16 protein-coding genes and 1 pseudogene are annotated in these 14,785 nt (G+C 67.5%); 9 read left to right on the forward strand and 8 right to left on the reverse strand.

Features of this window, described 5'->3' with window-relative positions:
• Positions 1-33 precede the first annotated feature (33 nt).
• Positions 34-429: a winged helix-turn-helix transcriptional regulator gene (locus B5557_RS00210; RefSeq protein ID WP_079664498.1), complete on the reverse strand. Its 396-nt coding sequence runs from the start codon at positions 427-429 to the stop codon at positions 34-36.
• A gap of 242 nt (positions 430-671) precedes the next feature.
• On the opposite strand from B5557_RS00210, the gene B5557_RS00215 reads away from it, so the two are divergent.
• Positions 672-1,538 (forward strand): alpha/beta fold hydrolase, encoded by an 867-nt coding sequence (locus tag B5557_RS00215; RefSeq protein WP_159424284.1) that lies wholly within the window; start codon positions 672-674, stop codon positions 1,536-1,538.
• Positions 1,539-1,742: 204 nt separating this feature from the next.
• Positions 1,743-2,462 (forward strand): SDR family oxidoreductase, encoded by a 720-nt coding sequence (locus B5557_RS00220; RefSeq protein WP_197697274.1) that lies wholly within the window; start codon positions 1,743-1,745, stop codon positions 2,460-2,462.
• A 356-nt stretch (positions 2,463-2,818) separates the two neighbouring features.
• Here B5557_RS00220 and B5557_RS00225 read toward each other — a convergent pair whose 3' ends face one another.
• From B5557_RS00225 to B5557_RS00240, 4 genes are all read right to left on the reverse strand, one after another.
• On the reverse strand, positions 2,819-3,796 hold the full coding sequence (locus B5557_RS00225) for an NAD(P)H-binding protein (protein WP_079657202.1): 978 nt from the start codon (positions 3,794-3,796) through the stop codon (positions 2,819-2,821).
• A gap of 34 nt (positions 3,797-3,830) precedes the next feature.
• The gene (locus B5557_RS00230; protein ID WP_231976176.1) at positions 3,831-4,484 is read right to left on the reverse strand and encodes an alpha/beta fold hydrolase; all 654 of its coding nucleotides are present in this window, start codon (positions 4,482-4,484) and stop codon (positions 3,831-3,833) included.
• 253 nt (positions 4,485-4,737) lie between these two features.
• Positions 4,738-5,733 carry an alpha/beta fold hydrolase gene (locus B5557_RS00235; protein ID WP_079657204.1) on the reverse strand — a complete coding sequence of 332 codons (996 nt, stop codon included), beginning with the start codon at positions 5,731-5,733 and terminating at the stop codon, positions 4,738-4,740.
• Positions 5,734-5,759: 26 nt separating this feature from the next.
• Positions 5,760-6,461 carry an SDR family oxidoreductase gene (locus tag B5557_RS00240; protein WP_079657205.1) on the reverse strand — a complete coding sequence of 234 codons (702 nt, stop codon included), beginning with the start codon at positions 6,459-6,461 and terminating at the stop codon, positions 5,760-5,762.
• Between the two features lie 160 nt (positions 6,462-6,621).
• Here B5557_RS00240 and B5557_RS00245 point away from each other — a divergent pair, with 160 nt between their 5' ends.
• Positions 6,622-7,719, forward strand: coding sequence for a 4Fe-4S binding protein (locus tag B5557_RS00245; RefSeq protein WP_079657206.1), 1,098 nt, complete (start codon positions 6,622-6,624; stop codon positions 7,717-7,719).
• A 56-nt stretch (positions 7,720-7,775) separates the two neighbouring features.
• Entirely contained in the window at positions 7,776-8,231 is a 456-nt protein-coding gene (locus B5557_RS00250; RefSeq protein ID WP_079657207.1) for a winged helix-turn-helix transcriptional regulator, read from the forward strand.
• 10 nt (positions 8,232-8,241) lie between these two features.
• Here B5557_RS00250 and B5557_RS00255 read toward each other — a convergent pair whose 3' ends face one another.
• Both B5557_RS00255 and B5557_RS00260 read right to left on the reverse strand, forming a co-directional pair.
• On the reverse strand, positions 8,242-8,811 hold the full coding sequence (locus tag B5557_RS00255; RefSeq protein ID WP_079657208.1) for a TetR/AcrR family transcriptional regulator: 570 nt from the start codon (positions 8,809-8,811) through the stop codon (positions 8,242-8,244).
• A 180-nt stretch (positions 8,812-8,991) separates the two neighbouring features.
• Positions 8,992-10,052 (reverse strand): annotated as a pseudogene (locus tag B5557_RS00260) (oxidoreductase).
• A 175-nt stretch (positions 10,053-10,227) separates the two neighbouring features.
• Between B5557_RS00260 and B5557_RS00265 the strand changes: the two are divergent.
• Positions 10,228-10,677, forward strand: a complete 450-nt coding sequence (locus tag B5557_RS00265; RefSeq protein ID WP_079657209.1) for a nuclear transport factor 2 family protein — start codon at positions 10,228-10,230, stop codon at positions 10,675-10,677.
• Here the strand turns inward: B5557_RS00265 and B5557_RS00270 are convergent.
• On the reverse strand, positions 10,650-11,258 hold the full coding sequence (locus B5557_RS00270) for a CGNR zinc finger domain-containing protein (RefSeq protein WP_079657210.1): 609 nt from the start codon (positions 11,256-11,258) through the stop codon (positions 10,650-10,652). The two genes, B5557_RS00265 and B5557_RS00270, sit on opposite strands and share 28 nt — an antisense overlap.
• Before the next feature lie 163 nt (positions 11,259-11,421).
• Here B5557_RS00270 and B5557_RS00275 point away from each other — a divergent pair, with 163 nt between their 5' ends.
• The 4 genes from B5557_RS00275 to B5557_RS00290 all read left to right on the forward strand — a co-directional run bounded on the left by B5557_RS00275 (position 11,422) and on the right by B5557_RS00290 (position 14,779).
• Complete coding sequence (locus B5557_RS00275; protein ID WP_079657211.1) at positions 11,422-12,210, forward strand: alpha/beta fold hydrolase; 789 nt, start codon at positions 11,422-11,424, stop codon at positions 12,208-12,210.
• A 64-nt stretch (positions 12,211-12,274) separates the two neighbouring features.
• A complete protein-coding gene (locus B5557_RS00280; protein WP_079657212.1) occupies positions 12,275-13,171 on the forward strand; it encodes an alpha/beta hydrolase in 897 nt (298 codons plus the stop codon).
• Between the two features lie 54 nt (positions 13,172-13,225).
• Positions 13,226-14,014 (forward strand): enoyl-CoA hydratase/isomerase family protein, encoded by a 789-nt coding sequence (locus tag B5557_RS00285; RefSeq protein WP_079657213.1) that lies wholly within the window; start codon positions 13,226-13,228, stop codon positions 14,012-14,014.
• Positions 14,015-14,059: 45 nt separating this feature from the next.
• Positions 14,060-14,779, forward strand: coding sequence for a flavin reductase family protein (locus B5557_RS00290; RefSeq protein ID WP_079657214.1), 720 nt, complete (start codon positions 14,060-14,062; stop codon positions 14,777-14,779).
• Positions 14,780-14,785 lie beyond the last annotated feature (6 nt).

Consider the following 14,785-nt stretch of genomic DNA (forward strand, 5'->3'; position numbering starts at 1 on the left):
CGCAGCCCGGCATCCGTCGGCCCGCTTGAGCCGTCAGGCGGCGAACCAGTCGCGGGCCACGTCCCGGGCCTGCTGACTGGGGAACGCGAGGAGCGGGAGCTCGTCCTCGGCCTGCGCGTGCTCGTGACCCCAGCGATCCAACGCGACGATGATCACTTCCAGCTGGCGGCCGCGCTCAGTGAGTTCGTACGAGAAACGCGATTGATGGGCGCTGTATCGACGGCGCTCCAAAATCCCCGCCTCGACGAGGCTTCGCAGCCGGTTCGTCAGGACGGCGGGGGCGATGGGCAGGCTTTTCTGGAACTCGTCGAAGCGATGCTTCCCGCGCAGTACATCACGGACGATCAGCCAGCTCCATTCATCGCCGATCGCCTGCAATGCGTGCGCGATGTTGCATGGCAGACCCTCGATGCTGCTCTTTCTCCGCACAGCTCACGCTCCTCGCACCATCCCGATCGACCGAGCGCTCCGCGCTCTGCCGGAGTCTCCAGCCGGTCCGCCTGACACGAACGGATGTCCCGGCCTGTCCACCGTTGACGGCCGATTGCCGACTAACTACCGTACCCGAAGTCACTAACTATCGAAAACGTAGTTATGATGAGGTCGCCGCGTCCGGAGTGCCACCCCCATCCCGGACGACACCCCTGAAGACTGCTTGGAAAGGCCCGGATATGACTGCCTCACTGCACACCGCAGAAAACCAGCACGTCGAGGTCGATGGCGTGCAGCTCGCCTACCGCGAGATCGGGACCGACACGGGTGTCCCCCTCGTGATGGTGAGCCGCTTCCGCGCCAGCATCGACGACTGGGACCCGGCGGTGGTCGACCGCCTCGCCACCGACCGGCGCGTCATCGTGTTCGACAACACGGGCATCGGCTTCAGCGAAGGAGACGTCCAGCCCACGGTCCGCAAGATGGCTGAGGTCGCCATCAGCTTCGTCGAGGCGCTTGGCCTGACCGAGGTCGACCTGCTCGGGTTCTCCCTGGGTGGATTCGTCACCCAGCGGTTCACGCTGACCCGGCCCGACCTGGTTCGCAGCGTCGTCCTGGTCGGCACCGGCGGCGGTGGCGGCGAGGGAGCCGTTGCGCCGGACCGCGAGAAGCTCATGTCGCTGATGGCCCGCCCCGAGCCCTCGGTCGAAGCGCTCCAGGCCCTGTTCTTCTCCTCGGACGCCGCCGGCCACGAAGCCGCCCAGACCTACTGGGACAACATCTACAGCTCCCGGCGTCGGCCGGAGTCCGATGTGTCGCTGGATGCCGCCAAGGTCCAGCTGGGAGCCCTGGGTGCATTCGCCGCCGGAGACGACTCGACACTTCCCGAGGCGGACCGGATCCAGCAGCCGGTCCTCATCGTCAACGGTGACAACGACATCATGGTGCCGACGCCGAACTCGTTCCTCCTCTCCCAGAAGATCCCCAACGCGCAGCTGATCGTCTACCCCAACTCCGGGCACGGCTCCCTCTTCCAGTACCCCGAGGCGTTCACCCGTGACGTGCTCGGGTTCCTGCGAGCGCAGGAGAACGACGGCCTGCGCTGACCGTCCGGAGCGGCGCGCACACGGATACGCGCCCCTTCAAAACCCCACTCATCCCCCCACCCCTCGGCGCCGCGGATTGAGACCGGTGGCAACACCACACCAGCGGCGAGCAGCGGTGACCGAATGGTCATCGTCGCCGACGACCGCTTCAGCACCCCGGTGCCGCTTGAGTGTCCAACGGAGGACACGAAAGGAAGTCAGACAGTGACCACTTCAGTTCGCGGTGCGACCGCGTTCATCACGGGAGCCAATGGAGGCCTCGGGCAGCACTGGGTCCGCGAAACCCTCGCTCGCGGGGCGCGCCGTGTCTACGCCTCCGACATCACGATCGGCGAGTGGGACGACGAGCGCGTCGTTCCCCTCGTGGTCGACGTCACGAAGCCTGAGACGATCGACGCCGCCGCCGAGGCGGCGACCGATGTCACCCTGTTGATCAACAACGCGGGGATCGGCTCGCCCTATCCCATGACCGAGGTCAGCGCCGAGAACCTCCGCCGGGTGTTCGACATCGACTTCTTCGGGCCGGTCGCCGTGACCCAGCGGTTCGCCCCGATCCTCAAGAAGAACGGCGGCGGCGCGGTCATCACCGTGGTGTCGGTCCTGAGCTGGGTCGCGCTGTCCGCCGGATACAGCGCGGCGAAGGCGGCTCTCTACTCGGCGAACAACTCCTTCCGCCTCGAACTGGCCGGGCAGGGCACCCACGTCCTCTCACTTCAGATGGCGCACACGGACACCCCGATGACGGCGGCCCTCGACGTGCCCAACAAGAACGACCCGGCCGAGATGATCACCCTTGCCCTGGATGGCTTCGAGGCCGGCGAGCAAGAAGTCCTTGCCGACGAGCTGACCAGGCAGGTCAAGGCCGCGCTCGCCCTGCCGGTACGCGAGATGTATGCCCTGTTGGAGGCCGCAGCCCCTCGTTAGCCCCCTGGGCGATCGCGGCGAAATCCGGGAAGGCAGGCCTCCAGGCGGACGTGGGCACATCACCACGCCAGTGCCCGGAGGCCTGCGCCCTTTGCGCCCCGGCACGACCCCCGGGCCGCCGCCGTGTTCCAAGCGCCGAGCTCAAGGATGCCGGGCAGGAAGCCAGGACTTGGCTGGGCAGGCCGGTCCCTGGCGTGCAGAGACAGGCACAACTCCAGGCGGGCAGGCTGATCTTGGTCAGCATCCCTCGACCAGAACCTTCATCTCTTCCTGCCCGCGGCCCGGACACCCAGGCCCCGTACTCAGCGCGGTTGGCCAAGACACACTTCGTATCGCGCACCCTCCCGCGGCTTTGCTCAGGCGCCTGCTGCTTGGCGAATGCGCGGATTGCGCTGAAGGGACCAGCGGACGGACTTCGGCGGGCGTCCGAGGAGGGTTTCCAGCTGGCCGGTGACAGCCGCGTAGCGTCCGCCGGCGACCAGACGGGTCAGGGTTTTCAGGTGTTCCGCCACGTGCGGATCTCGCGCTCCGAGGACCTGGTCGATGTATGTGCCGTTCCAGGCTTCCAGGTCGTGGGGGACGTACGAGACGGGGCGCCCCAGCGCGGCACCGTAGTCTTCTGCGAACCCGTGCATGTCCTTCGCTTCCGGTCCGGTGAGCGCATAGGACTTCGAGATGTGCTCCGCCGGGTCCGTCAGGATCTTCGCGCACAGCTCCGCGACGTCGTGGCCGGCGATGGGCGCGAGTCTTTGTGTGCCGAAGGGCAGATGCAGCTCGCCTTCGCTCAACGGTTTGAGTGCGAGCCAGGACAGAATGGGGTTTTCAACGAATATGGTTGCCCGTATGTTCACGGTGGGGAGGCCGGACCAGTTCAGAACTTGCTCCGACACCCAGTGGGCACGCTGCTGTGGGGACCAGTCTGCGGCAAATCCACCAAGCCAGGAGAGCCGTTCCTCGCGCGGCTCGGTCATCTTGTCGAACGTCATGAAGGACTGCTCGAATTCGGAGATGTTCACAAAGACCTCGATGTCGCCCTGCGAGCGCGCGGCGGCGGCCATCAGAGCCACTGCGTCGCTGTAGTAGGGCGACAGACTCATGCTGAAGTAGACGCGCCTGCAGCCGTCCAAGGCGGCTGCAACGTCGGCGATGTTGAGCAGGTCGCCGACGAACACCTCGGCCCCGGAACGGCGAAGTGAGTCCGCCCGCTGGTCGTCGCTCCTCACGAAGGCGCGGACCGGATAGCCGTTCTCGGTCAGCATGTTGATGATCACTCTGCTCACGGATCCGACTTCGCCGCCGGCACCGGTGATCAGAACGGGATCGTGTTGTGGCATTGGATGCCCCTTCAATCGCTGAAGAAGTGTTGGCTCAGCTGTCCAGAAAACTGACGATGTGGCCGGCAACCGTCCGAGGTTGTTCCAGGTGCAGAAAGTGCCCTGCACCTGGCACGACGATGCGTCTGTAGCCGTTGACGAACAGTGCGTCCAAGCCGTCATGCGACTGCTCGGAACCACTGCGGCCGTCGGCTCCTTGGAGGCGGAGAAACGGCATATGAAGGGCACCGTTCGGCCGGAAAGCCGAGCTGTGAGCTTCGCGCCGACCGACCCTCTCCTGTGGCACGGAACGCTGCTGCGCCATGCCGACGACCTTGCGGACACGCGTCGCATCAAGGCCGGCCGCCGCGTACGCCGCCCCTGCGCCCCAACCATGACCCACAAGATCTGCCTGCTCGCGCCCGAGAGCCTCGACGAGGGCCAGCACGTCCTGTCCCGTCACCCAGGCCCGATAGGAGCCGCCAAGCCCCGCGCCACCGGACCAGTACCCGCGTAGCGCTGGCGCGACCGCCCAGTAGCCCTCCTGGGCAAGGCAGTTGAGGAGCTCACGCCAGCTGCCGGCGTGATCGGGAAAGCCATGCAGGCACAGCACCAGAGGGCCGGCCCCGGCCTCGACGATCGGAAAGTCGAGGCCGTTGGCATGAACCGTCCGGCTGTAAAGGCGGCTTGCAGAGGAGCTGGTGTTCAAAGGGTTCGCCCTCGGCTCGCCGGGAGCCCCCGGCCGCGATTGCCGTCCCATCCGTGTCACAGGTCCAACCTCCGTACACCGGGACAGTACCCAGCGTTGGCAGCCGGCCTTGTCACCGTCGGTCGGCAGAGGCCGGCCGCGGGCATCCCCGGTATCCGTCCAGCCATCTTTTTGGCGACGCACACGTGCGGCGGCTGGTGCATCCGGCACGGGCGGGGCTGTTGCCGAGGGGCGGGCAGGTTCGTACACCGCGTCACTGAGCGGCAGCGCGGTCAACGTGAGAGAGGAAGTCGAGCAGTGCGGTGTTGACCTCGTCGGGTCGCTCCTGCTGGGTCCAGTGCCCGCAGCCCTTCAGTACCACCTGGGCATGCAGGCGGGGAGCGATGGTACCCAGGGAGGTGCGCAACCCCTTCGCGCCGCCGAGGGACGTGACCATGTCGCGGTCGCCCACCACGTACAGCGCAGGAACGTCGATACCGCGGCCGCGGAAGGGCGCGAGGAGTTCATGGTTGCGCTCAATGTTGCGGTACCAGTTGAAGGCGCCGGTGAAGGCCCGCTCGCCGTGGAGGGCGAAGTCGTCGGCGTAGGCCTGGATGTCCGCCTCCATCAGCCAGTCCGGCAGGGCCGGCGGCTCGGGCATCGTGTCCAGGAGGGTCCTGCCGTCGGGAATGACCCACGGGCGGGGCTGCCGGTTGAGCGGGTTGTTGCCGGAAGCGCCGAACAGGATGCGTCGGAAGGACGCCGGGATGTCCTTGGCCAGCTCTGTGTCGGCGACTCCGGGTTCCTGGAAGTAGATCTGGTAGAACCCCTCGCCGTACTGGGTGCGGGTGATCGAGGGTGGGACCAGACCGGTGGGCAGGATCGGCGGGACGCTGAGTCCGGCCACCGCCCGGACCACGTCCGGACGCAGCATCGCCGTGGTCCATGCCACGGGTGCGCCCCAGTCGTGGCCCACAAGAATCGCCTGCTCCTCCCCCAGCTCCTTGATCAGAGCGATCACGTCGCCCACCAGGTGGAGCATCGTGTAGGACGTGACGTCCGACGGCTGCTCACTGCGGGCGTAGCCGCGCTGGTCCGGTGCCACGACGCGGTAGCCGGCCTCAGCCAGGGGCGCGAACTGGTGGCGCCAGGAGTACCAGCTCTCCGGCCAGCCGTGCAGCAGAACGACCAGCGGGCCCTCGCCCTGTTCGGCGATGTGCAGCCGGACTCCGTTCACGACGACGTCCCGGTGGGTGGTCGTGTCTTCCATGCGAGCCTCCTCAACCGTTCCGTGAGCTACTTCGCCAGCTGCGCGTACATATCCGTCAGATCGCCGGCCAGCTTCGCCTTCGCCCAGCGGGTGATGTCGTCGGCCAGCACCTCGTGCGCTCCCGTCTCGACCCCGTCGAGTGCGGCCACGGCGACATCGCGGGGGTTCGACTTAGGTGCATCGACACTCGCCGCCATGTCGGTGTCGACGTAGGCCACATGAAGCCCGGTGACCTGGATGCCGCGCGGGCGCAGCTGCAGACGCAGGGAGTTGGTCTGGGACCACATCGCGGCCTTGGAGGCGCTGTAGGAGGTGCCGTCGGCCAGCCAGGACAGCACCGAGTGGACGTTGAGGATGTGACCGCCGCCGTTGCGTTCAAGCGTGGGCACGAAGGCGCGGGTGACCAGCAGCGGTCCGTAGAAGTTGGTCTCGAAGTCCCGGCGTATGTCATCGACCGAGGAGTCGAGGTAGTTGGCATTGGCCGAGGCGCCGGCGTTGTTGATCAGGATGGTGACGTCCTGGGTCTGTGCGGCGACAGCCGCCACAGAGTCTGGGTTGGTGACCTCCAGGGGCAGGGGGACTGCGTCGAGGTGCGCCACGGTACGCGGATCGCGCGCCGTGGCGTAGACCTTGCCGGCGCCGCGCGAGTACAGCTCTTCCACGAACGCCTTGCCGATGCCCCGGCTGCCGCCGGTGACGAGGACGACGGCGCCCTTGATTGCGGTCATGACATTCTCCAGATGCGAAACCGATCGGTTTTCGCTATCGTAAACCGATCGGTTTCAACCTTCAAGTCGGGCAAGCGGCACGGACCGCCAGCGGGTCTTGTTTTTCCAACTCACCTGCATCCATAGTTAGTTTGAAAATCAAACTTACAGGAGGCGGATTATGGACGAGCAACACGCTGAGCGGCACCGGGAGGGCCCGCGGCTGCCTGCCAAACTCACCAAACACCCGTCGGTGCAGACGGTGCTGGCCCGGCGTGGGGCCGGCACCGCGAGCGCGCCTTCAGTCATCGACGCCGACTGGCTGCGCAAGGTATGTCTTGAGGCCGGCGCGGACGACGCGGCCGCCGTGAGCGTGGACCATCCCGATCTGGCCGACGAGCGGGAGCACGTACTGGCCGCACTGCCCGGTACGCGCAGCCTCATCTCGCTCGTGGTCCGGATGAACCGCGAGAACACACGCTCGCCGGCAAGGAGCGTGGCGAACCACGAGTTTCACCAGACGGACGAACAGGTCAACCACGCCGCCCGCACGGTGGCCCGGGCCCTGGAGAACGCCGGCTACGGTGCGCTCAATCCCGCAGCCGGGTTTCCCCAGGAGATGGACCGCTTCCCCGGGCGCATCTGGGTGGTGCAGCACAAGACGGTCGCCGTGGCCGCCGGGCTCGGCGTGATGGGTCTGCACCGCAACGTCATCCATCCCAGGTTCGGCAACTTCGTCCTCCTGGCCACGATCCTCGTCGACGCCGAGGTCAGCGAGCACGGCAAGCCGCTCGACTACAACCCCTGCATCGACTGCAAGCTGTGCGTGGCCGCATGCCCGGTGGGCGCCATCGGCAAGGACGGCGAGTTCGACTTCTTCGCCTGCGTCACGCACAACTACCGCGAGTTCATGAGCGGCTTCACCGACTGGGCCCAGACCGTCGCCGACAGCGAGGACGCTGCCGACTTCCGCTCCCGGGTCACCGACCCGGAGAACGCCTCCATGTGGCAGAGCCTGGCCTTCAAGCCCAACTACAAATCCGGCTACTGCATGGCCGTCTGCCCAGGAGGGGAGGACGTGCTGGGGCCGTACCTGGAGGACCGCAAGAACTTCATGGACACAGTGCTGCGCCCGCTCCAGGACAAGACCGAGACCCTGTACGTCCTGCCAGGCTCCGACGCGCAGAAGTACGCCCAGCGCCGCTACCCGCACAAACCCGTCAAGGAAGTCACCGGAGGGTGGCAGCCGCCTACGAAACGGCAGCCGAGCTCCGACTGACCCGTCGCGAACACCTCTCAGCACCCCCCCGCATGAACTCGCACGAAGGTGATCCCATGCCCGACCAACATCCGCGCCTGTGCTCGATCGCGAACTCCCTCGCCGTCGTCGGAGAGCGCTGGAGCCTCCTCGTACTGCGGGAGGTCTTCTTCGGGGTGCGCCGCTTCGACGGGATCGCGGCGCATACGGGCGCAAGCCGGTCCGTCCTGGCCATCCGGCTGAAGAAGCTGGTCGAGCACGGCGTCCTGTCCAAGGAGCTGTACGAGACGCACCCGCCCCGCTACGAGTACACGCCCACGGAAGCCGGGCGCGCACTGCAGCCCCTCCTGCTCGCTCTGATGGAGTGGGGCGATCGCTATGTGACCGAGAGAGAACCTCCCACGGTGTACCGCCACGACTGCGGTGCAGTGCTCCACCTGCGGACCGTCTGCGGCTTCTGCGGCGAGCCGCTCCACTCCGGCAGCACTCAGCTGCTCCGTATCGGCGGAATTCCGCTGCCCGAAGCCTCCTGACTTCGCTTGGTCAGCGCACACCAGCGGCGTCGAGGAGCGTGCTCACAGTGGGCTGGACCAGTCCGGCCGGGGCATCGGCCCGGATTCCGAAGCGGGCGCTTGCCCCGTCGAAGACCAGACTCAACTGCCAGGCCAGGAGATCGGGGTCGCTCGCCCCGCCCCGCTCGGCCTCGGCGCGAAAGAAGGACGTCAGGTCCTCCTTGACCCTTCGCGCGACCCGGCTTGCAGGGTGGTCCGGGTCTTTCAGTTCGATCTGGACGGCGAGGTACGGGCAGCCTCGGTATGCCGGCAAGGCTGCCAGCGCTTCCACCTGTGCGAAGACGTGCAGGATCCGCTCGCGTGGTGGGCGTGCGTCATCCGCTTCTGGCTGCAGACGGGCTGCGAAGCTGGGGGCACGCCGCTCCAGGCTCGCCGCCAGCAGGTCGTCCTTGCTTGCGAACAGCTGGTACATCGAGCGTTTCGACACGCCCGCCGCCTTGCACAGCGCCTCGACGCCGACGTTGACGCCGTCGAGGTAGGAAAGTCTGGCCGCTGCCTCCAAGAGCCGGTCGCGAGAACTCGGCTTCGCCTCTGTGGTCATGATGAGAGAGTAACTCCACCAAGGCCACACGAAAACCGATCGGTTTACATTTGGGAGTGTGGTCCTGGGCACACATCCCGGCCGGACACTCTCTGCGCGGTGCCTCGATGGCGAGCGCGAGAGACTGCACAGAAGGTCCGGATGTCGGTCGGCGGCCGCGTGCCAGCCGCCTGTCGAGTGTCAGTGGAGAGTCTTGAGCAGTGCCGCATCGTAGGGTGCGGCGTCGCCGAGCCGACCGGCGAGGGCCTTGCGGGCCCACTCGGGGTCGGAGACCAGAGCCCTGCCGACGGCGACCAGGTCGAATTCGTCGCGCTCTGCGCGGTCGAGCAGTCCGCCGATCCCCGTGACGGCCGACTGGTCTGCCCTGCCTCCAGGGCCGACGAACTCCTTGCCCAGGCCGATGGAACCGACTGTGATGGACGGCCTGCCGGTCAGTCTCTTGACCCAGCCCGCAAGATTGAGGCCGCTTCCCTCGAACTCCGGGATCCAGTAGCGGCACGTCGAGGCGTGGAAGGAGTCCACGCCGGCGGCCGCCAACGGGGTCAGTATCGCTTCGAGTTCCGAGGGCGTGTCGGCGAGCCGCGCGTCGTAGTTTCCGGACTTCCACTGCGACAGCCGGAAGAAGACGGGAAAGCCCGGCGTGACCGCCGCCCGGACGGCCGCTACGACCTCGGCGGCGAAGCGGGTGCGGGACGCGGCATCGCCGCCGTAGGAGTCGGTGCGCCGGTTGGTGCGTGTCTGCGCGGTCGCCGCTGCCTCCGCGAAGGCGGCGATCACGTCGTCGACGCCATCCGCGCCGAGTGCGATCCCCTTGGGCGAACCGTCCAGGGCAAGCCCGGAGGGGCCGACGGGCGGTGCGGCGGGAACGGGGCCCCCGCGCCGTCGGCGCGAGTGGCCCCTACATGCCATAGCTGGGGGATGATTTTCCCTCCGGCCTGGTGCACGGCGGAGAGCACCTTGTGCCAGCCGGCCAGCGCCTCCACACCCCAGAAGCGCGGAACCCTGTCGCTGGTGCCGGCCGAGGGATGGTTGACGAAGGTTCCCTCGGTGACGATCAGGCCCACGTCCGCAGCGGCCCGGCGAGCGTAGTACTGCGCAACGTCGTCACCCGGCACCCCGCCGGGCGAGAACTCGCGCGTCAGCGAGGCCATGACGATGCGGTTGGGCACGGTGAGGTCACCCCCGCTGAATGGGCGCCCCAGAACCTGCACTGTCCGGGAGTCGGCCGGGATGACGGTCATACACTTCTCCTGATTGCGGAAGCAACACCGTGGAAGTGACCGTATGGATTTAGCTTCTTTCAAGTCAAGCGCGTATGACGTTCGCCACGGTGCACGCCACTGGCGGTACCCCTCCCTCTCTGACGGAATTGGGAAAGCATCAAAGGATCTACAGCGCTTTCAGAAGGGGAGTTTCATGTCTCGGTCGACGAGCAACACGGCGCCTGATGTCTCCCAAGCGGACTGGACCCGCGCGTTCGACGCGCAGTCAGAAACGGCCTTCAGCGAGGCGTTCGCCCCGGACGTCGTCCTCGAGGCAGCGCTGCTCACGCGCCCGGTCAGGGGCCGTGAGCAGGTCGCACGGGTCATGGGCACGATGAGCGGCATCTACGAGTCCCTGGTGTTCACGCATCAGGCGACCAACGGCCCGCGCACGTACCTGGAGTGGAGCGCCCTCGCCATGGGGGGACTGCAATTGAAGGGAGTGACCGTTCTCGCCCGCGACGAGCAGGGCCTGATCACGAGCGTGGCGATTCACCACCGCTTCCTCAAGGAGAGTCTCAAGCTCTCCGAGCACGCAGGACAGCAGTTGCTCGACGTGCTCGCACCGGACGACTTCTACGATTCGGCAGCCCGGGCTCGCTGACGGGCCCGGTGGGCACGCAGGTTCTCCGTGTTGCCGCAGACCTTGGTGGAGTGCCACACACCACTGTTGTTGCGCGAGCGGTCGTAGAACGCCGTTCCGCACCGGGCGTTGCGGCAGATCTTGAGCCGACGCCAGGTGTCCGTCTGCTGCGCCTGGAACACTTCGACAAGCACGAGGGCGGCCACGTACCGCCAGCCCTGACCACGGGGCTCAAGGACAGCCCGTCCTGCCTTGTCCAGGCGCAGCGCAGCCGTCGCCACATGGACGGAGGGTGCCACCGGCTCATCGCCCTCCCCCTCGCCACCGTGCGGCAAGGCGAGCAGGCGCTGCAACTCCGCGCGCAGTCCGCGCAGTTCCTCCAAGTCGTCCGCTACGAGCCGGACCTGCGCGGCGGCCAGTCCCGACTCCCGCGACCAGGAGGCCAGCGCCTCGTCGAGCCAGCTCTGCGCATCATCCACAGCGGCCAGAAGATCCGCCGCCCGGGGTCGGCCGGCGGGGACCGTGTTGAGCAGCTCGTGCACCAGCGCCAGCCCTGACGGCGCAGGGGCGATCTCGTAGCGCGTGGAAGCCGTCCATGCCATGACGTGACCCGCCCTTCCTTCATCATGCGGTCCGACCGACATACCCGTGACCATTTTGGCGATTCCTCATGGTAAGCCACCGCATCCCTCTTGAGATGAAAGGATCTAATAATCTACAGTCATTTCATCCTGTCGGGGTCAGGCCATACGAAGGGTGTCGACCATGAGTTCCCACGCCTTCGAGAACCGGCAGCGCGGGCTTGCCCTCCCGGAGCATCGGGGAGAAGGCGACACCACCGTCGTCTTCGTTCACGGTTTCCTCGACTCGGGGCAGGTCTGGGATCCGGTGAGAGCCGGGCTGCACTCCCCAGGCGTCGCAGCCATCGCCCCAGACCTGCCCGGATGCGGTGAGCGCGCCGACCATCCTGGCCCTTTCACCCTTCACCGCCTGGCCGCGGACCTCGTCTCCACCCTCGACGGCATCAACGGCCCCGTGGTCCTGGTCGGGCAGAGTATGGGCGCGCCGGTCGCCGAACTCGCAGCCGTCGCACGTCCCCGACAGGTACGCGGTCTTGCGTTGATCACGCCGATTCCGCTGGCCGGCATGCACCTGCCTGCCGAGACCATCGAGCCGTTCCGTTCACCGGGCGACGACCCCGCCGTCCACAAGTCGATGCGCCGCCGGCTCGGGCCCGCCTTGGACGACTCGTCGCTGGACACCCTGGTGGACTCCGGCATCCGCGTGCGGCCGAACGTGATCCGCGATCTGGCCAACTGCTGGAACAACGGCCTGCCCGACGCGCCGCGCACGAGCGATTACGCCGGCCCCGTACTCGTCATGACCGGCGGCGACGACCCGTTGATCACCTCGGAACTGATCGCCGCCACCGTTCAGCCGCGCTTCGCCGACCTCCGCACCGTGGTCGTCGACCGTGCGGGCCACTGGCCCCACCTGGAGCGGCCGAGCGTGATCGCCGCGCAGCTCGACACCTTCCTGGCTCCGTCCCCCTGACGGCCGGGTCCGGCCTGTAGAGGTCCGCCGGCCCCGGCCCGCACTGTCCTAGGAGTACACGTCCATGACCCGACTCGAAGAGGTCGCCTTCCCCGTCGAGGGTGGACTGACGCTGCGGGGTCTGCTCTACGTTCCCCACACACCCGGCCCGCATCCGGCCCTCAGCATGGCGCACGGCTACGGCGGCGTGGTCCGCGAATCCCGGCTCCTGCCGTTCGCCGAACGCTTCGCCGAGGCCGGATTCGTCGTGCTGTTGCACGATCACCGCACCTTCGGGGCCAGCGACGGCGAACCGCGTCAGGACATCGACCCCTGGCAGCAGATCACCGACTGGCGGCGTGCCGTCACCTACCTGGAAAGCCGGCCCGAGGTCGACGCCACCCGTATAGGACTGTGGGGCACCAGCTATGCCGGTGGCCACGCACTCGTCCTGGGTGCCACCGACCGCAGGCTGCGCGCCGTCGTCTCCCAAGTCCCCACCATCAGCGGCTTCGAGCAGGGTCTGCGCCGGATTCCGGCGGAGCACTCGGCTGCGCTGGAGGAGGCCTTCAACGAGGACGAGCGGGCTCAGCTGCGGGGTGAACCTCCCCGTCGCCAGGCCCTGGTCGGCAAGGACCCCACGACTCCAGCGGCCTACCGCACACCGGACGCGGTCGACTTCTACCTGGAACAGACCGGAAAGGGCGGCTGGGAAAACTCCGTCACCGTGCGCTCCACCAGAGCGGCCCGCATGTACGAGCCGGGTGCGTGGGCACCGAGGGTCTCTCCCACCCCGCTGCTGATGGTCGTGGGCAACGACGATCACCTCACCCCCACCGACCTGGCGCTGGCGGCATTCGAGCGGGCGCTGGAACCCAAGCGGCTGGTGCTCATCGACGGCGGCCACTTCGCCCCGTACAGCACGCAGTTCCCCGCGGCCTCGCAAGCCGCCCTGGACTGGTTCCGCAAGCACCTCACGTGACCGGCGTCCCGCCGATGGAGCTCCGCCCGCCCTCCCCACAGCCAAGGAAGTGCCATGCCCGTTCTCAGCCACTCCACCGACGGCGCTCTTGCCACAATCGTCCTGGACAATCCCCCTCAGAACCGGTTGGCGCGCGAGTTCACCGATGAGCTCTCCGAGGCCGTCGACGCCGTCACCCGCAGCGAAGCCCGTGCCGTCCTGCTGCGGGCCGAGGGCCCTGATTTCAGTTACGGCGGCGACTTCCTGCCCTGGGTCGGCGCCGACCGGCACATCCTTCGTGCCGATTTCGATCGTGCCATGGCCGTGGTCAACCAGTTCGAGCAGCTCCCGGTCCCGGTCCTGGCTGCAGTCCAGGGGCTGTGCTTCGGCGGCGGGTTCGAACTCGCACTGCGGGCCGACATCATCATCGCCAGTGAGAGCGCCCGCTTCGGACACCCTGAGCAGTCCCTGGGCATCGTCACGCTTCTCGGCGGAATCTACCGGGTGGCCGAACGGGCCGGCCGGGCCCGGGCATTCGAATGGGCACTGACCTCCGAGCAGGTGCCCGCAACGGTCATGGCCGAAGCGGGCGTCGTCAACCGCGTCGTCCCGGACGAAGTCCTCCAGACGGAGGCCGAGGGCTTCGCCCGCAGAATCGCCGCCGGGCCCACCCAGGCACACTCCGTGCACAAGGCGCTGCTGCGCGCCTGGGCCACAGGCGGCATCCCGGCAGCCGACCAGCACATGTTCGATCTCGCGGTCCCGCTCTTCGAGACCGAGGACGTCAAGGAAGGCCTCGTCTCGGCCGCCGCGGCGCTCCGTGAGGGCCGTCCCCGGCCCGCGCTCGCCTTCAAGGGCCGTTGAACAGCCGAACTCCCACACACCGCCCCACCGGTCGGAGGACACCGCATGCTCATCGATTCCGCGGACCTGGACGCGAAGTCCGCCTACAAGCTGCTCATCGGAAGCGTCATTCCCCGTCCCATCGCCTGGGTCAGCACTGTGTCCACCGAGGGCGTGGCCAATCTGGCCCCGATCTCCTTCTTCACTGTTGTGGGCCGCAAGCCGCCCCGGGTGTCGCTGTCGATGCAGCCCCGCTCGGACGGCGTGACGCTGAAGGACAGCTTCGTCAACATCCGGGACACCGGAGAATTCGTGTCGAACATGGCCACATTGCCGCAGGTGGAGGGCCTGCACCGCAGTGCCTTCGACTTCGAGCCGGACGTCGACGAGTTCGACGCGGTCGCTCTGCAGAAGGAACCGTCCGACGCGGTCAGGCCGCCGCGCGTCAAGGGCGCACCCATCGCGCTCGAGTGCACCGTCGACCGCATCTTCTCCGCGTCTGACGGGCTCCACCACGTCGTGTGGGGCAACGTGGTGCGCTTCTACATCAGGGACGACCTCTTGGTCGCGGGCGGCCGGATCGATTTCGGGGCGATCGCCCCGGTGGGACGGCTCGCCGCCGAATACACCCTGGTGGACAACACGTTCGTGCCGCCTCTCGACACGGAAGTGATGCGGGCGCGAGCGGGCCACCGGATAGTGCGGCTGGACGGCAAGGACACGGACTATTCGCCGATCGACACGCCGGCCTGGTCCCCGTCCGGGGCTACGACCACTCCCGGATGACATGCC

The sequence above is a fragment of the Streptomyces sp. 3214.6 genome, from assembly GCF_900129855.1.
GTDB lineage: Bacteria > Actinomycetota > Actinomycetes > Streptomycetales > Streptomycetaceae > Streptomyces > Streptomyces soliscabiei.